Genomic DNA, 23,381 nt, shown 5'->3' on the forward strand with positions numbered 1-23,381 from the left:
CACACTGGCTTGCTGGTTTAAATCATCCTTTTAAAGCCCCGACCATAACACCTTTCACAAAATATTTCTGAAGGAAGGGATACAGCGCAAGAATCGGGATCGTCGACACCATGATGGTAGCATATTTGATGGTTTCTGCCACGTTCTGGGCTTCATTGATTGCGACGTTATTACCCATCATCATTTCCATATTATTGTCAATAAGAATGTTTCTTAACACCAATTGCAACGGAAACAATTCTTTGTTACGCAAAAATATATTCGCCTGAAACCAGCTGTTCCAATGCTGAACCCCATAAAAAAGAATCATAACGGCTACTACAGGTATCGCGAGCGGTAAATAGACCCTGAACAAAATAGTGATATGGCCCGCACCGTCCATAACAGCCGATTCTTCCATATCACGGGGGATACTCATAAAGTACGTTCTCATTAATATGAGATTAAAGGTGTTGATCGCACTAGGTAAAATTAATGCCCATAACGTATCGTGCAGCTCCAAACTGCGAACCGTCAAGTAGAACGGGATAAGCCCTCCATTAAAAAACATCGTGAAAACGATAAAAAACATGATCCCATTCTTCCACATGATATTTTCTCTGGATAGGAAATAAGCGCCGAGCGAGGTCAGTATCAAATTGATGGTCACACCTACAACAACAATAAACAGTGTGTTTCTATAGCCCATCATAATATTTGGGTTTCTGAAAACGGCATCATAAGCGGAGAAAGTAAAGCCTTCTGGCCAGAATAACAGGCCGTCATGGGCAATAAACTGGTTTCCGTTGCTGAAAGAGGCCGCGACAATGTATATAAAAGGGTATAGCGTTACCATGATCAATAGCAGCATGATGACGACATTGAGGATGTCAAAAATTTTCTCTCCCAACGATGTCTTATTCATGAATAATCCTCTTCCCTACCATAGGCTGTTACCGCTCGTTTTTTTGCTAAGATAATTCGCTAGAATCAACAAGATGAAATTAATTACCGAATTAAACAAGCCAACCGCCGTACTGAGACTGTAATTGAACTCTATAATCCCCTTGCGATATACATAGGAGGAAATCACATCTGCGGTTTCGAACGTTGCAGGGTTATACAATAAAATGATTTTTTCAAATCCGACGTCCATCATATGCCCCAATTTCAGAATAAGCAATATAAGGATGACGGGCCGAATACCCGGTAAGGTGATATGCCAAATTTGCCTCCATTTGTTGGCTCCATCGATTTTGGCAGCTTCATATTGCTGCTGATCAATACCGGTGATAGCTGCAAGATAGATGATTGTACCCCAACCTACACTTTGCCAGATCTCGCTCGTTATATAGATCGTCCGGAAATAATTGGCTTTCTGCAAAAAGGCGGTTCGGTCTCCTCCAAATGCTGCGATTACATCGTTAATTAACCCATCGGAAAGAGTAAAGTCGCGAATAATACCCGCAACCACAACCATAGTAATAAAATGTGGCATGTAGGTGATCGATTGCGTAATTCTTTTAAACACCTGATTTTTCAACTCATTAAATAAAAGGGCCAATATGATCGGAGCAGGAAAACCGATAATCAAGCTGTAGAAACTGATCATGATCGTGTTTTTTACAACTCTCGTGAAATAGATACTATTAAAAAACTCTCTGAACTTGGCGAAACCAACCCACGGGCTGTCGAAAATGCCCTTGGCCGGAACATATTCCTTAAAAGCAATAATCGCACCGTACATAGGCACATAAGAAAACACAATGTAAAAGATAACCACAGGCAGCACCAAAAAATATACCGCTTTATTACGGATAAAGTCTTTGCGTGCTCTGGCTAAGAATGCTGTTTTCTTGTTGATAGCACTCGTTGCCGCCTGAATGGAAGATGAATTCATAGAGTAATCTCCTTGTATCCGTTTTTTAAGCTAATTAATACCGCGCGAAGCGTTCAAGGACAGGGAGATTTAAGGTCAAATCCCCCTCGGCAGCTTATCTCTTTTTGTAGCGGTCGTACGCAGCTTGCTTCAGTTTAATGGCTTTTTCAATTCCCATTTTCTTTAGTGTGTTCACATTATCATCAAAGGTATCGATCGATATCGTACCGAGAATATATTTGATTTCCGTTTCCAATACGTAAGCGTTGATATCAGCCATAATTTGCGCGATTTCATTTGACTCCTCTGTGGTATGAGTGATTGGCGGAATAGCATATTTTTCAGCGTCCGTATCTCTCCATTTGGCAATGGCTGCAATCCACTTTTCACCTCTTGACGATTCGGTATCCCTTTGAAGCTGCGGGAAATTCGTATTTTTACCGTACACTTGCCTTGCCTGATCCACAGTCAATTTATCCGGATTCTTTAAGATTAGATCCGTATATTTCACTTTTCCATTTTCCATCGTATAACTGACACCTTCAGTACCGTAGGTTACGAGTGTTGATCCTTCTTTGGAATAGAAATAATCCAGCCATTTGGCAGCAGACTCCACATTCTTGCTCTTGGCCGAAATCGCACCGGAATTACCACCCGGATAGGCATTCTCAAGATGGCCGAACTTAGATTTCACTCCATTTTGAAGAGACGGGTACGTAATACCGATGTAATTGGCTTGGGGCAGACTTTCCCGAGTTGCGTTATGGTACTGGTCGGTACGGCTTCCTAATTGAATAGTAACTCCGCTTCCCCCTGTCATCATCTTCCGATCCACGGTATTCGAGTCTATAGAAGCAAAATCCTTATCAAGCAAGCCTTCCACATACCATTTGCGAAGTAATATCATAAAATCCTTGTACTTAGGCTGCATGTTTCCGAACACAATTTTTTCATTCTCCAGATAAAAGCCATTCATAACCCCATAAGCTCCAGAAAATGCTCCTGTTGAGAAAAAGCGGGATGCCAAAAAGGTTAACGGTGCCGCTGCGTTCTTCTTTTCTTTGAATGCCTTCAGAACGGTGTACCATTCATCAATCGTCTCTGGCACAGGCAATCCCAATTCATCCAGCCAGTCTTTACGGATAATCGGACCTACATAGGTTTTATCAAATTCGGATCGAATAAAAGGAAATGCATAATAATCCCCTTCGTCCGTCCTTATATCCTTAGCAATTTGCGGATTTTCCTGCAATACCTTCTTAAAGTTAGGCGCATACTTGTCGATAATATCATTCAACCTTAGTATGTACCCTTGATCGATTGCCCTCTTGGGACCACCCGGAAAATTAAGCCAATTGTTCATCCAAACATCCGGCAAGTCATTCGATGCCAGAACAAGATTAAACTCCTGGGTGTTCATACTGGCCCCACCTAAAAATTTGGTCTTGATTCCTGTTCTTTTCTCCAATTCTTCAAAAAAATGATTGGGGGGCGTTAATTCAACAGCTGCCTTGTCCTCTCCCATTCTTGTTAAGGTTACGTCTACTGGCTTTGTAGTTGTAGGCTTAGCAGGAGCATCATCGGGTGCTTTAACAGCTGTACACCCTGCAATAAGAAGAAGAGCAGCAATAATGGCAAGAAATTGTTTTTTATTTTTCATGTGACCTCCTTGATTATTCTTGAGTTTGGGATCCCACTTACACTATAGTAAGCGCATTCAATTATATCAATCAGCATTAAAAAAGGAGTTGTCAAAAACCAAAAAAAGGCAATCGACGATTTGAAATTGATTGTTCAATTGTTAAAAAACCCCATGGTTTACCATGAGGCACATGAAATAGATATACAGACAGACCCTATTGCTCATTAAATTGATACTTTCCTGGTGTGATGCCCTCGTATTTTTTAAACACCTTGATAAAGGTACTGCTGCTCGTGAAACCTGTATTTCGTGCAGTGTCTTCAATACTCTCACCCTTAAGGAGCAACCGCTTGGCATGTTCAATCCTCGTTTGACAAATAAATTCATGTAATCCCTGGCCTCTCTGTTCCTTGAAGAGCCTCGACAAGTATTGTGGGGTCATCGAAAAGTGCTCGCCGAGCAAAGACACACTAAGATTCGGGTCATGATAATTCTCTTGAACAAATTCAGTCACATGCTCATTCTTTACAAGATTCGAAATACTTTTGTTTTTACTTTCTATGTGTTGACAAACATAATTAAATATTTCAAGCATCTGATACTCAATCTCAAATTTCGTATTGCATTTAAGCAGTCGGCGGAACGGTCGCAATTCTTCCCAAACCGAACCATTATGCTGATCCTGGATCAGCTTCATCATCGTGCTCACCAAATCTATCATAATGCATTTCAGCATTTCGATTGAAGTATTTCCTTGGTTGAAGCTGCTCTGGATCACCCCCGTTACCAGCTCACGTGCCTGGATAAAATCACAGCTTTTGAGCAGATTGATCAGTATGAGCTCTTGGTTGACTGTGTAATAATAATCCTTGTTGGTGTGTTTCAAATCACCATACCAGACAACCTTTTCATCACCAAGCAGCATTAAATATTCGAGCGCCTCCAAGGCTTGCATAAAGGCCTGATGTATACCTCCCAATCCTCTTTGCAATTCACTTATCGTTGTCGCAAATTGAAAATTGTATCTTTTCTCTATAAATTCTCTGGCCTCTTTCAATACCGACTCTAAATTATCCTTCCAATCATCAAAGCCCGCTGGATGTATATTCAATACAGCTGCCAGCGTTCCGTCCATATCTGTGAAATGGAGAGTATGCTTAGCTCCAATCAGCTCGGTAACCACATTGGAAATGATAAACTGCAGCAATTGAAACTCGTCGGAAACCCCCTTGTCACTTTCAAGATGGAAGAGCATAACAAGAAAATAATCGGAAGACCACACTATGTGATAGGCTTTGGAAGCCTCTTCCAGAGATTGTTCCTTTTCAATATGACCTTTCATCAATCGGTGTAAAAAGTAATTACGCAGCAGCTTAATGTGCTGAACCTGTTTGTGATTACTATCATCTCTTTCCTGAATGGTTTTAATAAAATGCTGACGGATCAATTCAAATTCGTCTTGCTCTTTCTCTACAGGGGCAAAAGCTTTCCCTGTTACAAATCTGACAAGCTCCTGAATCGGATTATAGTTCTTTCTGGCAAATACCAGGATCATCACGCCGCCAATGATAAAACATATGAACAAACCAAGCAGATTCAAATTTCGTATATGTTCTGCTCTTTCCCAAAACACTTCCGCAGGAATCATACTCACATATTTCCAATCCACCACACTCGACGAAGCGTGAGAAATCATTACCTTGTGTCCCTGAACGTTCTCGAAAAAGGGCTCGTCCTTCTTCAGTTCCATTTCGCTGTAATGTATAGATAAAGGAAGCCCGGCATCCTTGGTATGAAAAACTATCTGATCATTTTTATCGAGAATTAGCACTTGACCATATTGAATCCAATCCATATTTTTTAGAATCTTTTCTATTTTGTTGTTGTTCAATGTGATGACAAGTGTACCCAACGGTTGGTTACTGTTATCAATCGGTAGTGACTGCACAAGCGCGGCGGTTTCGTTCAAAAGGCCGTTGTCACGCGTAGGAAGGACCCGGTATTCTTTAATATAATTACTTCTAGCGAATTTCTGCCAATCCTTAAAAGTAAAGACAGCGCTTTCATAATACATTTGATAAAAATGACTTTCTTCCACGAAGGTATCCGGTGTCAGCACCATATTCATACTTTTCGAGTATACAAAAATATCTTTAATAAAATCATTGTATAGCAAGTATTTATGGATTTCTTGTTTGGTTTTATAAATTTGAAAGGGATCCTTTTGTTGATCTACCTCCAGGTATTTTCTGATATCCGTATTAATGGACATTTGATTGCCAAGCTGTTCTGTCTGCAGCAGCCCGCTATCCACGATAAATTTAACCTGATTAAGCAAAGCCTTATTAGCCCGTTTAATCTCATACTCCACAATGCTCCCTGTTTGTACATATATAAGAGCGCTGATCAGTATCGGAATGAATAAAATCACACCATACGAGATTTTCCATTTGAACGCGACACTATTTTTGATATGCATGCGCAGCATGACCGGGTCCCCCCACCGCCTAAATTGAAATCATTTTCCCATCAACAATTTTGCACACGCAAACTGACTTCGTAAACGTATAATGGCCTAGTGGATTCTGTTGGATTTATTATAGAGGAAGGAGCTATGAAATGCACACAATATAATCACAAGTAATCACTATGTTCCCTTGCAATCATCTTGCCACATAAAAAAAACACAGAGAGACGAACATTGGCGCATCTCCGTGTTTTTGCATAATCTGATTCATTTCGTCTTATTCATGAGGGTATCAAAATGGAGTTTTTAGCGGTTATCCAGCAAAAAGCTTAATACCAGCCAATATAATCCCGATCAAAAATCCACAAATGGCTCCATTAACTCGAATCCATTGTAAATCGCCGCCGATTTTATCCTCCATCAACGTAATCAGCGTTTTATCATCAAAACGATCAATGTTTTCACGAATCAGCGTACCGATTTTGTGGTGATTCGCCTCGATCCAACGGGCAATTTGCTCACGCAAGCCGCTTTCGAGCCGATCCAGCAGCTCCTCGTTGTCACAAACCTGATTAACCAGCTTGTTCACCACCGGTATCACATAGGCTTCTACATAATCCTCACGGTTCACAAATTCCAATGCTTGAGCCTGCAAACGCTGCAGCATTTCAAGCAGCTTCTCCTCAAGCTTCCATTCATCCAGCAGCTGTGCCTTCCAGTGATCCATTTCGATCGCCAGCTTATACTGGTTGCCCGGATTATCCAGCCAGCTGTGTATGGCACGCATGACCGCTTTGCGGTTAGGATTATTAACAGATCTCAATCCATCCAGCCCATTCAGCATGAACTGTTGGATCAAACCACCCAGCTTCTCATCATTGAAAAATCCGGCAAAAGCGTTAAGCGCAAACTGCATCATCCCGCCCGCATTCAGATTTTGCAGCGCCTGAGAAGCCATTGCACCCATTCGATCGCGTATTTCCGGTTTCATAATTAACTGTTCAGCCGTATTCAGCGCAAAATCGAATACCTTCTCATCGTAGCCCCTGGTGTACACCTGTTGAAGTCCTTGTTTGAGCAGATCCTGCAAATCCAATGCATCAATCATATGTCTGACTTCTCGTTCGCCTAATGCGGCTAGCTTTTCAAGTGGCAGCTGACGAATCGCATATTCACTTAGCGTCACCACACCAGTCTTAGCCGAATTTGTACTGAGCTGCCCTGCTGCGCCCTGCAAAATTTTGGATACCAATGGGATTTGAGCCAGCTTGTCCGTAATGCTTTGCTTGCTCAGTAAATCCTCCTGAATGGTATTGACCAACGCTCTGGATACCTTTTCCCGATTTTTGGGGAGTAAGGCCGTATGTGGAATCGGTATGCCGAGCGGATGCCTGAACAGCGCTGTCACTGCAAACCAGTCTGCCAGTCCCCCTACAAGCCCCGCTTCAAATCCGCTTTGTAAAAACCGAACCCATGTCGGACCTTCGACAAATAAGGTTCCAATGAATCCTGCCGCCATAACAACAAGCGACACTGTTGCTGTATATCTCGAATTGCTTCCCATCCTCATTGTCACCTTCCTTCATGTCAGCACCTGTCTATTTAAGCAACATTATATCATTCTCCTGTTCCCGTTGAAAATCGCCACCCCTAAAGGCTATTTGGCTGTACTGGAAATGGAGGATGTCATGCCATATTTTTTACCCAATTGCTGTCCAAACAAAGCAGCGAGGATTTGCTGAAACAGCATACCGGCGATAACCGGCAGGGCGACAGGAGGCGGGAAGAAGCTGATTGCAAGCACCGCGCCTGCACTTAAATTGCGCATCCCTGAATTGATCGTAAGCGCAATGGTCACTTCACGGTCCCATTTCATCCAATGAGACACAAGCCAACCCGCGATATAACCAAAAGCCGCAAGCACAAAGGCTACGATGATGATCTCCAACAGCTTCATATTAAATTGCTTCAAATAGGGAGCTACCACCGAGCTATTGATCGAAACGACAATAAACAGCCCGATTTTGGAAAAAGGAGCAAGCTTTGGACCGAGCATCGGTTTGATTTTGCCCTTCGTTAATTGATTGAGCAGCATCCCGATAATAGAAGGGACAACAACCATCCAGAGCAGCCCGCCCATAATATCCAGCGGCTCCATATGAACCTTGGCTCCTACAATCCAGGAAAGACTCAGCGGAACGATAATAGGGGACAGCAGCGTATCCAACAGGATGAGTGCCAGCGTTAGCGCAATATTCCCCCCATAAATAGTGACCCAGACGAGACTCACGACTCCGGTTGGAATGACAAATAACAGCACAAATCCCGTCTGCGTCAAATCATCACCTGGAAAAAAGTAGGCCCCGGCGGCCCAGCCTAATATAGGCATGACCAAATGCAATATAAGTAGATTAGCCACAATCGGCAGTGGAAGCATCATTACCCGGCCCAAATCCTTGAAATTGGAGCCAATGCTGCCAGCAAACGTCATTGCGGCAAAAATCCACGGCACCAAAAAACTGAACGAGTGCAGCCATGCGGCACCCAAGAGACCCACGAGCACACCTGTCGGTGTAAGAAACGGCATACATTTTTCTAATATTTTGTTTAATCGGTTTAGCATACTCCAGCCCTCTTCTGCTTTTAAATGAACAACATTTAATGAATTATCGTTACATTGTAGCATAATCACGCGAACTGCAAACGATCTTTTTTGCTATTCATCCAAAAAGAAAACGCAAAAAAAGAGCAGTTTGCAGCTGCCCTGTTAGATTAAGTCTCTCTTGCTAATCCTTCTCCAGCGTACGATAGCAGCGGCGAAATCTCGACAGGCCCCTGAACCTCATCAAGCGAAGCACCCGCTTTCAGCAGCCAGCTCCGATGCAGCTCGTAAATAAGCTCTCTGGCTGTTTGCGGGCTGTCCTCACCTTCCTTGTTTTTTACAGGTGCAAAATCATGTTCACGCTTTCCTTTAAGAACCGTGATCCCCGCAGCCCATGGAAAAAAATCAAAAATAAACCGTTCGAATTTGTACCCATTCGGCTGTGAAGCTTCAATGATATGACCATTCACATCTACATGCCTGATTTTCTTGTGAGCGATATGGTAGGGAATGCTGCTGTTCACCTGCTGCTCGATCCAGTCACGACGAAATAAATGAATCGAGATATTGCCAAGCCCATACGTCAGCTTCCCTTCATTATTGTGCTCAAACATCAAATGCTGTGGCAGATCGGAGTATTCCACGACCATAGGCCGATTGTTTTTCATACATATAATACCGACCTTCTCCTCGGGATACGCCTTATCTATCACTTTGGTCGCAATCGGGTTGTTATAATGAGCCGCAACACCAACAAATACAGGGTCCGCCACCTTAATAAGTGCATTATCCACATTATAATAAAATAACCAATCGACACCGCGGCGCTTCATGTCGGCTATCGCTCCTGACTTGTTCAAGGCGGCAAAGCACTCTCCATTTCCGCTCGGAGCCAGGCTGATCTCATCCTTCTCCGATAAAAAGATGCTGCCATCCTCATCCACAGCAGGCATGACCCCCTGTTCAAACATAATGCAATCTTCAGCACAATAACCAAAATAATCAGCTGCTATCATATAATCGACCGTTTGCTGATGATTATCCGGGCTTGTCATGATATACCAAGGGATTCGGCTGCCTGCTCGCTTAGACAGATTGAGCAAGCGCTCCGCTTGAAGCTGAAACAACGACTTGTGGGAAGGCAGGCCAATATCGTAGGTCCCCTTTGGTCCTTCATGCCCCAACCGGCTTCCCTGGCCTCCGGCTACAACAATCGCTCCAACCTTCCCTTGACGAAGCAGCTCCCAACCCTTATCTGTAAAATACTGCTGCTCCTCCTCACTGAACAGCTCCCAATCAAGCGCTCCGATCGGCGACAGGTCTTCATAGATTGCAGGTGTTTGTGCTGCGCGCACTTCACCTAATGCTGCCCACTGGTCCCAATTGATACTCAGAATCTGATTCAGCAGCTTCAGCTGTGATGCCTCAGACAGTTCATCATAGAACTGAAGAAGATGTGCCTGATTGTGCCGGATAAGCAGCTCCAGCACTCCGTTATATAGCTCTTCCATTGCCCGCCTCCTAAACCAAAATTTCTTACAGCTGCTATGCTAGCTTCAATTATTATTGCAGCCAACCATTTTTCTCGGCAATACTGATCGCATCAATACGGTTTTTGGCCTCAAGCTTCTGCAAAATTTCCGATACATAATTCCGTACCGTGCCTCCCGTCAGGAACAGCTTTCTGGCTATTTCATTTACCGATAACCCCGCGGCTACCAGCTTCAGCACCTCCTGCTCCCGTTCCGTTAACGGATTTTCCGCTTCCCATAAAGAAATAGAAAGTGCAGGACTGATGACCCTTCCGCCCTTGAATATATTCCGCAGTGCGACTGCAAGCTCGTGTACGGGCGAATCCTTTAACAAGTAACCCTGAACCATTTGATCGAAAATTTCCCCGCATGATGACAGGCATCACGGTCATCACCAACGCGGAAGGCAGAGCATTGATTATATCCGATTCATTCAGGCCAAGACCTCTATAAAGTAGAGCAAGAATGAGCAGCCCAAGCTGAGCTGTCATTGCGGTTATAAACTGTTTATTGTCAGACAGCATACCGACGATGAAAGCGGTATAGAATCCCATCAAAATAAAGCTATCATTATAACGCAAACACAAAAAGCCAATAATCACGATCAGGCCTATCACATATAGAAGTCGTCTTGACGAGTTCAGATAACACAGCAGGTAAATCATACCAAACAAGGCAAGCGTAGAAAAGCCGATCCACATCTCGAAAATCGATTTGTGGAACAGCGTATGGATAGGTATGAACAGATAAATCAGAAAAACGAATGAATAGATCATGATTTGTCGTATTTTCCTGTCGAATGTCAAACTGAACCTGCTCATACCGCTTCCTTCCTTTTAATCATATAAGGCGATAATATCATAAAAATGATCACGTATGCTGTAAGAATCACAATACCTCCCCAATCCAGCGACAACCCTGCAATGATGTTCCAAGCACCTTTACCGTATCGGTAAGAAGGCATCCACAAAGCAAACATAAACATAATAAATTTCCGCTTCCTCACAGTACGCAGCAGCTATGCTTTATACACCTCATTTTTTTGGAGCTCACGCTTTTAGCTCTTTACTATAGCCTTAATTGACTTTACACCATACCGACGAATGTCATCACTTGCACCTGACAAATGTCACATCCATGAAAAAGAGTCCTCCATACAAAAAACATCCCTAGCCCACTTGATAATAAGCGGTCAGGGATGCTTGTAGTGTTCATATCGGTTGTCACACCAGTAACGAACCCACTATTCAGGCTGTTCGCCAAGCGGCAGCAATTCGATTAAATCCTTCATCGCAATGTCCGGCTGCGGATAGGACAGCGGCAGCTTTTTCAATGTATCCACAATTAGCGACAGCACAACATAATCTCTGTACCAGCGGTTATTACCGGGCACCAGATGCCAAGGCGCGTCCTTCGAGTTGCAATTGGTGAACACACCCTCGTATGCCTTTTGATAGGCGTCCCAATAATTGCGCTCCAGCAGATCGCTCGGATCGAATTTCCATCTTTTTGATGGATCGTGAAGCCGTTCCTCGATTTTTTTAATTTGAAAGTCTTTCGAAATATGTAAGAAAATTTTCAATACGACTGTATCATGATCAGCCAGCAGCTTCTCAAATTGCTTGATGTGCTTGAAGCGCCGCTCAGCCTCTTCATCCTCAATCTGATTGTGTACACGAGTGATCAAAACATCCTCATAATAGGAGCGATTAAATGCCGTAATGAACCCTCTGCCCGGCGTTTCCTTGTGGGCTCTCCACAGAAAGTCATGTGAGGATTCTTCGGTTGTCGGTTGTTTAAATGAAGTCACCTTGAAGCCCTGCGGATTGACCCCGGACAACACTTTTTTAATGACGCCATCCTTGCCGCTGCAATCCATCCCCTGAAAAATAATGAGCAGTGAATACTTTTTCCCGGCAAACAGCTTGTCCTGCAGCTCTGTCAATTCCTCTTTCAGCTTCTCGTAATGCTCGGCAACCTCATCCTTTCCGGAAAAAGAACCTGTATCATCGGGATCATACTGGCTCAGCTTGATTTTTTTGTCCCGCGGCAGTTTAACATTTTTGGACATTTTCAACCACTCCTCTGGATTGTGATGATCTGATGATACCCTGTACTGCGAACTTGATAACCTACCGAAGCAAATGCTCCAGCTTGTAAAAACGCAGGGCGTTATGGCCGAATATCGCCGTTTTTTCCGACTCTGTTATCCCTTCGGGCAAGGCTTCCTCCAACAGCTCCACAACTCGTTCATAGCTTGCTGCCAGCAGGCAGACGGGCCAATCACTGCCAAACATCACACGCTCTGTGCCAAAAGCTTTTACTATATGATGGATATAAGGAGTCACCTGCTCTGTCGTCCAAGTATGATGATCGGCTTCTGTTACCATCCCCGACAGCTTGCAGGTTATCGACGGATAAGAGGCAATTCCCTCCAGTTGTGAAGCCCAAGGCTCCCACTGTCCCTGTACAATAACTGGCTTGGCGATATGGTCAATAACCCCACGAAGATCAGGTACCTCCTGCAGTAATTTCAGCACAGTCGGCAGCTGGTGTGAACGCATCAGCAGATCGACCGGAAAATTCTCAGCCTCCAAAAACTTCAGCGCTTGTAAACTTGCGGGGCGCAGAACCGCATCCGCGTCCTCCATGATTTGAATCATAATACGAATTCCAACCAATTTGGACTGTTTTCGTAACGATTCATAATGCTCGCGGAAATCCTTGTGCTCCAGATCCAGCCAACCGACAACACCTGCAATAGAGTCGTTGTGCTGTGCCAGCTCAAGCATAAATTCCGTATCCTTCATTGTCGGAGCTGCCTGTACAACAATCGTCTTGTCAATCTGAGTGCGTGCCAAATGCTCTGACAGATCGGCAGGAAAATAATCCCGATGCAATATTTCCCCATCCTCTTTGGTCCAATCGTAATCTCCACGTGCCAATTGCCAATAATGCTGATGTGCGTCTACTCTCAACCTGCGTAACCTCCCTCATTCACTCTCTTTTTGCAGAGTTCTGTTAGTCTCTTAGCCATTATATTACAATAGAACCAAACGGTTTTACAATGACTTCAGATGTTCCATACTTTTTACAAAATAATTGATATTTTGCTGTTTCAAAAGCTATAAGATGGGTAATTAATTGTATCGAAACAACTTGGTGAACAAAATTAATGAAAATATCGCAAAATTGTACAATGATTTTAAGGTTATTTTAATGATGATCATATATACTATGTATTATATCCAATTATTAGGCGGGTGAGCGTAATGAAATTGTTCATAACAGTACAGAATAAAAAGGTGCCTGTTTACTCCGATGAAAAGAACAAAAAGAAACTGAATCTTCTTGTTTCTGCTCTGGAATCCAAAGTAGTTAAAGGAAAAAGAGCAATTAAAAAATGTCTCGACTCCTTAATCAGCATCGAAATTGTCGGATGCGAAGCGATTCTTCATTCTTACAACGAAACTGACTCTTTGGCTTTATCGCTCTATTAAACTACGGTAAAGCCTTCTCTGTTACCCAACCATACATATTACAAATTAAGAAGCTGCTGCTGCGGCTTCTTTGTTGTTTATTACATACACGTCTCCCTTTGCAGGTGAATGGTATCGGATTCTGTTATAATTCTTGCATACATAATAAGAATAGCTGGAGTGATAGAATGACCATTTTGCCCATAGATACGATTCTTCCTCAATTAAAAGAAACTTTACAAGTCCACTCGGCCATCGTACTGGTGGCCCCACCCGGAGCAGGCAAAACAACGCGAGTTCCACTAGCGCTGCTGGATGTGCCCCTATTCGCAAAGCAGCGAATCCTGATGCTGGAGCCGCGCCGACTCGCTGCCCGCACTGCAGCCCGCTATATGGCTGCATCGCTTAATCAGCAGGTCGGTGAGACCGTTGGATATCGGGTTCGAATGGATACCCGCGTAGGCCCCTCTACACGAATCGAAGTCATTACGGAAGGTGTCCTTACCCGGATGCTTCAGCAGGACCCAAGCCTGGAGGGTGTAGGTGCTGTCATCTTCGACGAATTTCACGAGCGCAGCCTTCACGCAGATCTTGGACTTGCCTTGTGCTTGCAGGCACAGGCTTTGCTTCGTGACGATTTACGTATCATCGTGATGTCGGCAACACTGGACGCCCAAGCCGTTGCCGGGTTGATGAACGATGCGCCAATCCTGATTAGCGAAGGGCGAAGCTTTGAAGTAGCTACCCATTATTTGGACCGAAAACCTGATGGACGCATTGAGCAGACGGTTGTACGCGTAATAGTCCAAGCGCTCGAGCAGCATGAGTATGGCAATATGCTTGTGTTTGTTCCAGGAACAGGAGAAATCAGACGAATCGAAGCAAGACTTCGCGAGCTGCAGCTCGGTCCGCTGGTTCAGATCACCCCACTGCACGGTTCCTTGCCACAAGAAAGTCAGGATAGAGCTATCTCCCGAGGTCAAGCGAATGAACGTAAAATTGTGCTTACCACATCCATTGCTGAGTCGAGCCTTACTGTTGATGGGATCGGGATTGTCATTGACAGCGGCCTGAGCCGTGTCCCCCGCTTCTCACCGCGCACTGGGATGACCCGTCTGGAAACCGTTCCGGTATCTCTGGCATCGGCCGACCAGCGCAGGGGGCGGGCGGGTCGCCTCGGTCCAGGTACCTGCTACCGCCTTTGGACGGAAGCCGACCATCGTCAGCTCCTACCGCTTAGCAAGCCGGAAATAGCAGAGGCTGATCTGGCTCCCCTAGCTCTGGAGCTGGCGGCTTGGGGTGTAACCGAGCCTGCTGAGCTGACGTGGCTTGACTCTCCACCACGAGCTGCATTCGTTCAAGCACGTTCGCTGCTTGTCCAGTTGGGAGCAATGAACCCGGATGGATCGATTACATCAGAGGGTCGCCGTATGGCAGGACTTGGACTTCATCCACGCTTGGCACATATGCTGCTTAAGGCGATTCCGCTTGGATATGGAGAGCTGGCTTGCGAGCTGGCTGCCTTGCTCAATGAACGGGATTTCTTAAAAGGTGATTCTGCAGCTCCTAATGCAGACCTGCGGCTGCGTGTGGAAGCACTTCGAAGGGCCATGAAGTCAAAGGATTACTCGTCTGGAGCCTTATTCTATGAGGGCTTTACAGTAGATGCTGCCGCCTGCAAACGCATATGGATGGAAGCTGGTCAGTGGAAAAGAGAGCTGCGTATTCAGGTTGCAAGCCAACCAGAGGATGTACATCACTGTGGACTGCTGCTAGCCTTTGCATTTCCTGACCGAATCGGACAGCGCAGATCACAGGGCGGCTTTCTGTTGAGCAGCGGACGCGGAGCGCAGTTTATTCATATGCAGCCGCTAGCCAACTCGCCTTATAATGTAACTGTGGAGCTTGATGATCAAGGTACAGACAGCCGGATTTATTTGGCTGCTCCGGTTGAATGGGAAGAGTTGGAGCAGCATTTCAGCGAAAGTATTGAACGGGATACCATTACCGTATGGGATCCAACTGTACAGGCCGTCCGTTCCCGCCATTATATACGTATGGGTGCTATTCTTATCAAGGATGTCCCAAACCACACACCTGATCAGGACGATGTGTACCGTGCTTTGGTCAGCGGAATTGTCAAGGAAGGTTTAGCCCTGTTGCCTTGGACAAAAGCATCCCTTCAATTACGTGAGCGTCTCCAGTTTATGAATCATTATGATACGGATTGGCCTGACATGGCGGACCCTGCACTTATCATTAATATTCAGGATTGGCTGGCTCCGCATCTGCATGGGCTCAAAAGCCGCAGCGACCTTCAGCGACTGAATATGTTCTCCATACTGGAGTCCATGCTGTCGTGGGAGCAGCGCCGCGCATTGGACGAATCGGCTCCAACGCATATCACCGTCCCAAGCGGTTCACGGATCTCCGTCGATTACAGCGATCCCGATATCCCTACCTTATCCGTTCGGCTGCAGGAACTATTCGGATTGGAGCAAACTCCGCGAATTGGAGGCGGCCGAGTCCCTATACGGCTTCAGCTGTTATCACCTGCCCAACGCCCAGTTCAGGTAACGAGCGATTTGGCAAGCTTTTGGCGTCATACGTATTTCGAGGTCAAAAAAGATCTTAAGGGTCGTTATCCGAAGCATTACTGGCCCGATGATCCGCTCGTTGCGATGCCCACCAGCCGGGTACGGCCGAAAAATTTACAATAGTGAATATAATGAATTCAAATAAGTTAAATGACCGTTGAAGACCAAACAAGACCAGACTGGCATTACCCATCTGGTCTTGTTTGTCATTCATCTTTTAGGCATATGTATCTTTTTTACTCCCAAGGGAACTTGGTGATCAGGTAATGGGCAAACTTTTTACTTTCTTCCCTGCGAGCTTTTCTCATCTCCGCCCGTTTGAAAGCCGTCTCGTGCAGCTGCTTCTCTTCCTCGGTCTCCGGAATAACGGATGGAACCTTGGCCGTTTTTCTATTTTCATCAAAAGCAACGAAGGTCAAAAACGAAGTCGCCGCGATATTGCGCTCTCCTGTCTTCAAATCCTCGGTTACTACTTTCACAAAAACCTCCATCGAGCTCGTTCCCGTCCAGGTAACGAAAGACTCCAATGAAACGGCATCACTTGGGTTAATCGGCAGCAAGAAGTCTACCGAATCCGTTGAAGCCGTCACAACCGAACATCGTGAATGCTTTGACGCTGCTATTGAGGCAATATCGTCGATATACGCCATTAGTTTTCCACCAAACAAGGTGTTGTTGTTGTTGACATCAACTGGAAATACCCGTGCTGTTTTGTAGGAACGGGACTCCTTGACAAATCGCTGCTGCTCCATAAATTTAGCTCCTTTTTTCTTCTGAACTTTATCTACCCTAACATATCATATCCGTTTATAACTGACTATAACGTCGCTTCTATTTACAGCCAGTGTGCACCCACTTTCAACGTACCCCAGCCGAAACGGTCTTCATCTCGCATGATACGTATCAGCCTCGGGCGTATTCTGCCGCTCTTTTGAACTGCTCGTCGGTTGGGCGTACACCTGTATACAGAATGAATTGCTCCAATGCCTGAATAGCAAAAACCTCCGCACCAGTAATCACTTTCTTACTCTTTAGCCTTGCATGACGGATCAGCGGAGTCTCGGCAGGGAGCGCAACCACATCAAATACGGTCTCAGCCTTTTCGATAAAATCGGGTTCAAATGACAAATCGTCAGCCTCTAAACCACCAGCCATACCAACAGGTGTCACATTCACCAACAACTCCGGACGAATCCTTCCCAGATCATCCGTCCACTCATATCCATAAGCTTGTGCCAATGCACGACCAGCCACTTCGTTCCTGGCAACAACAAAACCTGAACCAAAGCCTGCATCACGCAGCGCACATAAGACAGCTTTGGCCATACCGCCGCTTCCACGGAGAGCGAATACACTATCACGCCGCACGTTGTGCTGGTTCAGCAATTGCGAAACCGCTATATAATCGGTATTATAGGCTTTCAATCGCCCCTGATCATTCACAATAGTGTTAACAGATTGAATCGCAGTCGCAGATTCATCCATCTCATCAATAAACGGGATACAGGCTTCTTTGTAAGGCATGGAGATAGCGCAACCACGTATTCCCATAGATCGAATGCCACCGATTGTCGCTTGCAAATCATTCGTGGTAAATGCTTTGTAAATGAAATTAAGATTCAACTCGTTGTACAAAAAATTGTGAAAACGGGTACCAAAATTACCCGGCCTTCCTGCAAGAGACATGCATAGTTGAGTATCTTTATTAATGGCTGCGTTCATAATTAATTACCTCCGTTTAAGCAATTAGCCTGCTGTTTAAGTCATCATTTTGTGCACATATTCGGTCAGTGTGCATATGTATGAGATTCATTCTTCTTATTGTATTCAGCCTCTTCATAGATTACAAGTTCGCTTCATCTAAGGCTACACCTAAATGTCTATGTTTTTCGATCTCATAATTTGTTACAATAACCATACATCTGTTGAAAGAAAGTCAAATTATGGGCAATTTAAAAGTCTGCAGTTGTTCATCAAAGGAGTTGCTAAACATGATATTTGTAAGCATTGGTTTTGCTTTGTTAATCGGCATCATTTTCATTCTATCCGGGCAATTATTAAAGCGTAACCCCCCTAAGGACATTAATGCCATTTATGGGTATCGGACCTCTCGCTCAATGAAAAATATGAACTTATGGAACGAAGCGAATCAATATAGCTCGAAAATTATGATAAATAACGGTTATGTGATGATTGTGGCTGGATGCTTGGTTGGCATGGGGCTTGGAGTCAAGTATCAAGTAGCTGCCATATTTTCAATTATGGGTATGATGCTTTTGCTAATCATTATGATGTTTATCCAAGTAGAACGTAGATTGAAGCAATTAGACAAATAAACAAATCGCAAGGTCTACATCCACTTTTTACTTTTGAAAAAAAACAGCATTCCCACCATGATCGCGGCCATTAGAATCCACACATAGAGATACCCGAAGCTCCAATCTAATTCCGGGATATCTTTAAAATTCATGCCATAAACCCCAGCGACAAAAGTTAACGGAAGGAATATCGTGCTGATGACGGTAAGTGTTTTCATCGTTTCATTCATGCGATCGGATTTCATACTAACCAGCATTTCGAGCAAGCCCGTCAGAGATTCACGGTACATATCAATGGAGTCCACAACTCGTGAGATGTGATCGAAAATATCTGCGAAATAAACGTCGGCATCGGGATGGGAATACGGAAAGCTTTGATGACTGATGGTTCCTATCACGGTTCTTTCTTCAACGAAAACCCTGCGAAGGTTATGTGTGATGCGTTTTAATTGGAAAATTTCACGGGATATTGGGGCGTATGGATCATCATGAATAGCCTCTTCCCATGTTTCCACCTTATCTTCAATGTGATCTATAACTTGAACGTATTCATCCACACACCTGTCCATAATATGGTACAGAATCTGAGCAGGAAACGTCATCCTTCCCTCAATTTCTTTAAATTCCTCATATAAACTATCTAGCAGTGGAATATCAGCTTTATATACAGATACGACATAGTTCTTCCCAATTACCAAGGCAATTTCCATAGGATCATACTGCTCATTGATAGCAAAAAATGAAATGAAAATATTGTTTTTATATCTATCCATTTTTGGGCGTCCATGTAGTTGGATACAATCCTCTACCAAAAGATGATGACTTTCAAGTAAGTCGGATAACACATGCTTGGTTTCTGATGACTCCGGGTTGCGTAGACGAATCCAGACCATCTCATGGTCCTCTGGCTTTCTTACTTTTTCTGTAGTTGTTCGATGGGTCAAAGTATTATAAATGAGCATAAGTATCCTCCGTCAGCCTTTGATTTCTTGGGTAGATCACTCTGATTAAATTATATCACTCCATTAACGATTAGCTAGCTCGCACGGTATGCGCCAAATATGGGGGATGTTGAAAATAAATCCATAACTTCCGGAGGCACCAATGATTATTGTTACCGTATTACTGTTGCTTTGTGGTCTATTGATGTTAATACGACCAGCCATCCTTTGGACAATTACAGAAAGCTGGAAGTCGAACGACGCAGCTGAGCCTTCTGATTTGTACCTTTGGTCAACCCGGTTTGGTGGAGTCATGTTTACCCTTGTTGGCCTTGCAGGTGTTTACGTTTATTTATTTGTCTCAGCTTAACCAACATCATTGGGAGGGTAATCTATTGAGAAAATGGTCTGTCAGCGCATGTGTCATTGTTGTATCAACAAGGGAACAGAGGTTTTTGAAATAACCGAAATTAAGTAAAAATGATGACGCTTATGGTCCTGCAACAGTAAAAAAGAGCCTCAGTAACGCAGGCTCTTCATCTATCATTTATGGAGTTGGTACTACGACCTCTGAGAGCACCGCTTGGGCGATGCCTATAAAATATTCGGATTCGCGACGTATGTGGTTTAACACAGTTATCGCGGTCGGATTGTTTTTCAACGCTGAGCTTTCGGTCCCCAGTTGGTTTAATAATTGTATAAATTGCTCACTTTGCCTTCTTGCAAACAAAACCAGCTCCATAATTTGCTTGTAAACCTCACTGCTCACCTGATGCTCCATGCGCCCAACCCACTCAATATAACGAACAAACATCGCTTGTGTTCGAGCCAATGCTTGTTCCCATGCTTGTAAAGCTTCTACAAACGGCTGCTCCAAATCAGGCACTAACGCTCTTATTACATCGGTATGCTCAGTTTCCTGCAGCTTCCAGAATTCTCCCTCATCGAGAATTCGCAGCGGCATTTTATCTCCGTAATCAAATTGCATTTACAGATACCTCCGTCTTCTCATCCATTCATAGATGTAATCTATTCTGATGGAAGACGATATATGTCTGTCTCGCTTGCTCTCCAATTCAGGCTGTGACAACACAAAAAAGGATACCGAATATAAATCCGGTACCCCTCATTGTGTATATCGTGTAGGTGCTGTTAAGCCAAGCTTTCTTTATCCAGGATACGAACCGCGTCGCCAAAATGACCACGGCACTGCTCCAATACAGCCAAAGCCCTATTCGAATCTACGGCAAACTTGATCATCAAAATAGCTACCCGTGCATCTCCATCTGCCTGCTGGGTATACGAAGCAGCCTTCTCGTAATCAGCCCCGGTCGCTTCACCGACAATCCGGATAACCCGATCACGTAGCTTTTCGTTCGTCGCCTGCACATTTACCATCAAATTACCGTAAACCTTGCCGAGCTTGATCATCACGGTGGTCGTGATCATGTTGAGCACCAGCTTCGTTGCAGTACCTGCCTTAAGCCGTGTCGATCCGGTCACAACCTCAGGGCCAACCGGAACCTCAATCGCATATTCTGCCGCTGCACTGAGTCGTGCATTGTCGTTGCAGGACACACTGGCCGTTACTGCCCCCATCGCCCGAGCACGATTAATCGCCCCGATTACATATGGTGTGTTACCGCTCGCGGCTATGCCTACCAATGCATCATTTGCTGTCAGACGGGCTTCGATTTCTCTCGCACCTGCTTCGGCATCGTCTTCGGCATTTTCGATAGCTGTCATGATCGCGGCTTCCCCGCCAGCGATGATCCCGGTAACCAACTCACGGTTAACACCAAATGTCGGTGGACATTCCGAAGCATCCAGGATGCCGAGACGTCCGCTTGTTCCTGCTCCTATATAAAACAGTCTGCCGCCTTTGCTCATCACCTCAACAATGGCTTCAATCGCCTTGCCGATTTGCGGGAGCGCATGCTGTACGGAAAGTGCAACTGTCTGATCCTCAGCATTCATGATTTGAATAATTTCCTGCACATTCATTTCATCCAACTGACTCGTTTTCTCATTTCTTTGTTCCGTAATGGGTTGACTTTCGATGTGTTTCAACTATGTTTCCCTCCTTGTCTCCCATGCACGAATTTGTGTTTTCAATGCATCTGTAATTGCAATACCGGCCTGCTTGAGTGCAAGCACATAACAGCCTGTCACAGGCGGTACCTCGAGCTTACTTACTTTTAGCTTGCTGTTCATAATGTCTTGCCGAGACTCAAAGCAGGTTTGAAACCATCTGTCCGAGAATAGCCCTCCACTAAGTAAAAGCGGCAGGTCCGACATATCCTGATTCGGTTGTAATTGCTGCAGTCGTGCTTTGGCGGTTATCGCGATCTGGGCCAATTCCTTGACCGCTTGATCCACGATCTCCAGAGCCACTTCATCATCTTCCTTAGCCGCTTGAAGCACGACCTCGGAGAGCACAGCGATAGCGGTTCGTATATTCGCCTGTCCATACACATATGTGACGATCTGATTGGGATCGGTTAGAGACAATTGGTCCAGTATATATGATGTCAGCTTCGTGTGGGGACCTCGGCCATCATGCTGCTTCATTACAGCAATCAACGCGTGCTGGCTCATACTAAAGCCGCTACCCTCATCGCCTAACATATATCCCCAACCCCCGACACGAACGCTAATGGAGGCTTCAGGCACAAAGCCGTACGCAATCGATCCCGTTCCCGAGATCAGCACAATCCCCGCCTCTCCCCATGTCCCGGCAGATAATGCAGTAATCGCATCATTATGCAGCGTAATGACAACCGAATCCGGCAGCTTCCCTTCTAATAAAGAAAGAATTTGCACCTTATCCTCTGGACGATCTGCACCTGCCAAGCCGAGAAAAACACCCTCAAGCTGTGACTCCGTACTGTTGGACAACGCCAAAACTTGTTGAATCAAAGACAGCAATACTTCCTGTACAACCTCCCTGGAGTTGGACTTGATACTGCTGGATGCCCCATAACAAACAGCCAGCACATTACCCAAGCCATCACCGATCATACAGGCCGTTTTCGTACCGCCACCGTCAATTCCTATAAACCTGATATCTTTACTTAACGGCACCGGCAGTCATCCCTTCCATAAATTGTTTGGAAGCGACTGCGAACAAGATGATCATCGGAAGCGAAGATAAGGTCAGACCGGCGAACAGTACGCTCCAATCGGTCGAATATTCACTGAACAAGGTAAGCATACCAACTGGAATTGTCTTTTTGACTTCATCCTGGATAAATATTAACGGAAAGAAAAAATCATTCCATACCGTAATAAAATTCATAATCATAACCGTACCGAGCGCAGGACGCATCAATGGGGCAATGATTTTTACCAGAATCCCCAAATCTGAGCAGCCGTCAATTTTACCAGATTCCTCCAGCTCCTTAGGTAAGGTTCGGAAAAAACCGACCAGAATCAGAACGGACATCGGAATGCCAATCGCCGTATATACGAAAATCAGGGAAAAGCTTGTATTCATCAAACCGAGAGTTTTCATCAGGATAAACAAGGGAACAATACCCAGCTTGACCGGAATCATCATCCCCAACAGGAAGAAGAAAAACAAGGCCGGGTTCCACTTGAAATTAAATCTCGCAATATAAAACGATACCAATGCCCCCGATATGAGAATCAGTGCCACAGAAGTAACACTAACAAATACACTGTTCCAAAAGTAATCGAAATAAGGCAATTGATCGAGTAATTTTCGATACGCATCAAAGGTCCAAAGCTTGGGGAACGCCATCGGGTTTTTAAAAATTTCAATGTTGGTCTTGAACGAAGACAGCAGCATCAGGAAGATCGGGTATAGACTGACAACCGTGAACAGTATGGCAATCGCATAGTGTCCAATACGTAATCCTTTGTGTTCTTTCATCGAGACTCCTCACCTTTCATGAATGTATGAGAGCACAGCATAGTCTGCAT

General features: G+C 44.7%; 23 protein-coding genes. 4 read left to right on the forward strand and 19 right to left on the reverse strand.

Annotated features, from left to right (window positions below):
• Positions 1 to 22: 22 nt before the first annotated feature.
• The 12 genes from BK127_RS34710 to BK127_RS34755 all read right to left on the reverse strand — a co-directional run bounded on the left by BK127_RS34710 (position 23) and on the right by BK127_RS34755 (position 13,079).
• Complete coding sequence (locus tag BK127_RS34710; protein WP_076236951.1) at positions 23 to 904, reverse strand: carbohydrate ABC transporter permease; 882 nt, start codon at positions 902 to 904, stop codon at positions 23 to 25.
• 15 nt (positions 905 to 919) lie between these two features.
• Entirely contained in the window at positions 920 to 1,879 is a 960-nt protein-coding gene (locus tag BK127_RS34715; protein ID WP_083689832.1) for an ABC transporter permease, read from the reverse strand.
• 94 nt (positions 1,880 to 1,973) lie between these two features.
• The gene (locus BK127_RS34720) at positions 1,974 to 3,518 is read right to left on the reverse strand and encodes an extracellular solute-binding protein (RefSeq protein WP_076236954.1); all 1,545 of its coding nucleotides are present in this window, start codon (positions 3,516 to 3,518) and stop codon (positions 1,974 to 1,976) included.
• A 196-nt stretch (positions 3,519 to 3,714) separates the two neighbouring features.
• Positions 3,715 to 5,988, reverse strand: coding sequence for an AraC family transcriptional regulator (locus BK127_RS34725; protein WP_076236957.1), 2,274 nt, complete (start codon positions 5,986 to 5,988; stop codon positions 3,715 to 3,717).
• A 292-nt stretch (positions 5,989 to 6,280) separates the two neighbouring features.
• A complete protein-coding gene (locus tag BK127_RS34730) occupies positions 6,281 to 7,531 on the reverse strand; it encodes a DUF445 domain-containing protein (RefSeq protein ID WP_076236959.1) in 1,251 nt (416 codons plus the stop codon).
• A gap of 93 nt (positions 7,532 to 7,624) precedes the next feature.
• Positions 7,625 to 8,590 (reverse strand): bile acid:sodium symporter family protein, encoded by a 966-nt coding sequence (locus tag BK127_RS34735; RefSeq protein WP_076236962.1) that lies wholly within the window; start codon positions 8,588 to 8,590, stop codon positions 7,625 to 7,627.
• A gap of 149 nt (positions 8,591 to 8,739) precedes the next feature.
• The gene (locus tag BK127_RS34740) at positions 8,740 to 10,080 is read right to left on the reverse strand and encodes a UTP--glucose-1-phosphate uridylyltransferase (RefSeq protein WP_076236965.1); all 1,341 of its coding nucleotides are present in this window, start codon (positions 10,078 to 10,080) and stop codon (positions 8,740 to 8,742) included.
• Positions 10,081 to 10,132: 52 nt separating this feature from the next.
• Positions 10,133 to 10,300 (reverse strand): response regulator transcription factor, encoded by a 168-nt coding sequence (locus BK127_RS46115; RefSeq protein WP_256711582.1) that lies wholly within the window; start codon positions 10,298 to 10,300, stop codon positions 10,133 to 10,135.
• A complete protein-coding gene (locus tag BK127_RS46120) occupies positions 10,263 to 10,922 on the reverse strand; it encodes a hypothetical protein (protein ID WP_256711583.1) in 660 nt (219 codons plus the stop codon). The genes BK127_RS46115 and BK127_RS46120 overlap by 38 nt, the downstream gene beginning before the upstream one ends.
• On the reverse strand, positions 10,919 to 11,080 hold the full coding sequence (locus BK127_RS44155) for a hypothetical protein (RefSeq protein ID WP_179097715.1): 162 nt from the start codon (positions 11,078 to 11,080) through the stop codon (positions 10,919 to 10,921). Before BK127_RS44155 ends, BK127_RS46120 begins: the two co-directional genes overlap by 4 nt.
• A 264-nt stretch (positions 11,081 to 11,344) precedes the next feature.
• Positions 11,345 to 12,172: a PPK2 family polyphosphate kinase gene (locus tag BK127_RS34750; protein ID WP_076236967.1), complete on the reverse strand. Its 828-nt coding sequence runs from the start codon at positions 12,170 to 12,172 to the stop codon at positions 11,345 to 11,347.
• Between the two features lie 61 nt (positions 12,173 to 12,233).
• Positions 12,234 to 13,079 (reverse strand): amidohydrolase family protein, encoded by an 846-nt coding sequence (locus BK127_RS34755; protein ID WP_076236969.1) that lies wholly within the window; start codon positions 13,077 to 13,079, stop codon positions 12,234 to 12,236.
• 294 nt (positions 13,080 to 13,373) lie between these two features.
• On the opposite strand from BK127_RS34755, the gene BK127_RS34760 reads away from it, so the two are divergent.
• Positions 13,374 to 13,601, forward strand: coding sequence for a 3-dehydroquinate dehydratase (locus tag BK127_RS34760; protein WP_076236971.1), 228 nt, complete (start codon positions 13,374 to 13,376; stop codon positions 13,599 to 13,601).
• Positions 13,602 to 13,768: 167 nt separating this feature from the next.
• On the forward strand, positions 13,769 to 16,300 hold the full coding sequence (hrpB, locus tag BK127_RS34765) for an ATP-dependent helicase HrpB (protein WP_076236973.1): 2,532 nt from the start codon (positions 13,769 to 13,771) through the stop codon (positions 16,298 to 16,300).
• 113 nt (positions 16,301 to 16,413) lie between these two features.
• On the opposite strand, the gene BK127_RS34770 is transcribed toward hrpB, so the two are convergent.
• Both BK127_RS34770 and BK127_RS34775 read right to left on the reverse strand, forming a co-directional pair.
• Entirely contained in the window at positions 16,414 to 16,929 is a 516-nt protein-coding gene (locus tag BK127_RS34770; protein WP_076236976.1) for an acyl-CoA thioesterase, read from the reverse strand.
• Positions 16,930 to 17,080: 151 nt separating this feature from the next.
• Entirely contained in the window at positions 17,081 to 17,899 is an 819-nt protein-coding gene (locus BK127_RS34775; protein ID WP_076236979.1) for a shikimate 5-dehydrogenase, read from the reverse strand.
• A 269-nt stretch (positions 17,900 to 18,168) separates the two neighbouring features.
• Between BK127_RS34775 and BK127_RS34780 the strand changes: the two genes are divergently transcribed.
• Complete coding sequence (locus BK127_RS34780) at positions 18,169 to 18,513, forward strand: SdpI family protein (protein WP_076236981.1); 345 nt, start codon at positions 18,169 to 18,171, stop codon at positions 18,511 to 18,513.
• Between the two features lie 14 nt (positions 18,514 to 18,527).
• Here BK127_RS34780 and corA read toward each other — a convergent pair whose 3' ends face one another.
• A complete protein-coding gene (corA, locus tag BK127_RS34785) occupies positions 18,528 to 19,457 on the reverse strand; it encodes a magnesium/cobalt transporter CorA (RefSeq protein ID WP_076236983.1) in 930 nt (309 codons plus the stop codon).
• Between the two features lie 142 nt (positions 19,458 to 19,599).
• On the opposite strand from corA, the gene BK127_RS45885 reads away from it, so the two are divergent.
• The gene (locus BK127_RS45885; RefSeq protein ID WP_076236986.1) at positions 19,600 to 19,806 is read left to right on the forward strand and encodes a DUF6199 family natural product biosynthesis protein; all 207 of its coding nucleotides are present in this window, start codon (positions 19,600 to 19,602) and stop codon (positions 19,804 to 19,806) included.
• Between the two features lie 177 nt (positions 19,807 to 19,983).
• Here the strand turns inward: BK127_RS45885 and BK127_RS34795 are convergent, their stop codons facing one another.
• The 4 genes from BK127_RS34795 to BK127_RS34810 form a co-directional block, all read right to left on the reverse strand.
• Entirely contained in the window at positions 19,984 to 20,424 is a 441-nt protein-coding gene (locus BK127_RS34795; RefSeq protein ID WP_076236987.1) for a DUF2935 domain-containing protein, read from the reverse strand.
• Between the two features lie 164 nt (positions 20,425 to 20,588).
• Positions 20,589 to 21,506: an N-acetylmuramic acid 6-phosphate etherase gene (gene murQ, locus BK127_RS34800; protein WP_076236990.1), complete on the reverse strand. Its 918-nt coding sequence runs from the start codon at positions 21,504 to 21,506 to the stop codon at positions 20,589 to 20,591.
• Positions 21,507 to 22,520, reverse strand: coding sequence for an N-acetylglucosamine kinase (locus tag BK127_RS34805; RefSeq protein WP_083689835.1), 1,014 nt, complete (start codon positions 22,518 to 22,520; stop codon positions 21,507 to 21,509).
• Entirely contained in the window at positions 22,507 to 23,331 is an 825-nt protein-coding gene (locus tag BK127_RS34810; RefSeq protein ID WP_076236992.1) for a carbohydrate ABC transporter permease, read from the reverse strand. The genes BK127_RS34805 and BK127_RS34810 overlap by 14 nt, the downstream gene beginning before the upstream one ends.
• Positions 23,332 to 23,381: the final 50 nt, after the last annotated feature.

The organism is Paenibacillus sp. FSL H7-0331 (assembly GCF_001956045.1).

Coding starts and splice junctions, on each gene's coding strand:
- BK127_RS34710 (WP_076236951.1), bottom strand. CDS start 904: ATGAATAAGACATCGTTGGGAGAGAAAATTTTTGACATCCTCAATGTC.
- BK127_RS34715 (WP_083689832.1), bottom strand. CDS start 1,879: ATGAATTCATCTTCCATTCAGGCGGCAACGAGTGCTATCAACAAGAAA.
- BK127_RS34720 (WP_076236954.1), bottom strand. CDS start 3,518: ATGAAAAATAAAAAACAATTTCTTGCCATTATTGCTGCTCTTCTTCTT.
- BK127_RS34725 (WP_076236957.1), bottom strand. CDS start 5,988: ATGCTGCGCATGCATATCAAAAATAGTGTCGCGTTCAAATGGAAAATC.
- BK127_RS34730 (WP_076236959.1), bottom strand. CDS start 7,531: ATGGGAAGCAATTCGAGATATACAGCAACAGTGTCGCTTGTTGTTATG.
- BK127_RS34735 (WP_076236962.1), bottom strand. CDS start 8,590: ATGCTAAACCGATTAAACAAAATATTAGAAAAATGTATGCCGTTTCTT.
- BK127_RS34740 (WP_076236965.1), bottom strand. CDS start 10,080: ATGGAAGAGCTATATAACGGAGTGCTGGAGCTGCTTATCCGGCACAAT.
- BK127_RS46120 (WP_256711583.1), bottom strand. CDS start 10,922: ATGAGCAGGTTCAGTTTGACATTCGACAGGAAAATACGACAAATCATG.
- BK127_RS44155 (WP_179097715.1), bottom strand. CDS start 11,080: ATGTTTGCTTTGTGGATGCCTTCTTACCGATACGGTAAAGGTGCTTGG.
- BK127_RS34750 (WP_076236967.1), bottom strand. CDS start 12,172: ATGTCCAAAAATGTTAAACTGCCGCGGGACAAAAAAATCAAGCTGAGC.
- BK127_RS34760 (WP_076236971.1), top strand. CDS start 13,374: ATGAAATTGTTCATAACAGTACAGAATAAAAAGGTGCCTGTTTACTCC.
- hrpB (WP_076236973.1), top strand. CDS start 13,769: ATGACCATTTTGCCCATAGATACGATTCTTCCTCAATTAAAAGAAACT.
- BK127_RS34770 (WP_076236976.1), bottom strand. CDS start 16,929: ATGGAGCAGCAGCGATTTGTCAAGGAGTCCCGTTCCTACAAAACAGCA.
- BK127_RS34775 (WP_076236979.1), bottom strand. CDS start 17,899: ATGAACGCAGCCATTAATAAAGATACTCAACTATGCATGTCTCTTGCA.
- BK127_RS34780 (WP_076236981.1), top strand. CDS start 18,169: ATGATATTTGTAAGCATTGGTTTTGCTTTGTTAATCGGCATCATTTTC.
- corA (WP_076236983.1), bottom strand. CDS start 19,457: ATGCTCATTTATAATACTTTGACCCATCGAACAACTACAGAAAAAGTA.
- BK127_RS45885 (WP_076236986.1), top strand. CDS start 19,600: ATGATTATTGTTACCGTATTACTGTTGCTTTGTGGTCTATTGATGTTA.
- BK127_RS34795 (WP_076236987.1), bottom strand. CDS start 20,424: ATGCAATTTGATTACGGAGATAAAATGCCGCTGCGAATTCTCGATGAG.
- BK127_RS34810 (WP_076236992.1), bottom strand. CDS start 23,331: ATGAAAGAACACAAAGGATTACGTATTGGACACTATGCGATTGCCATA.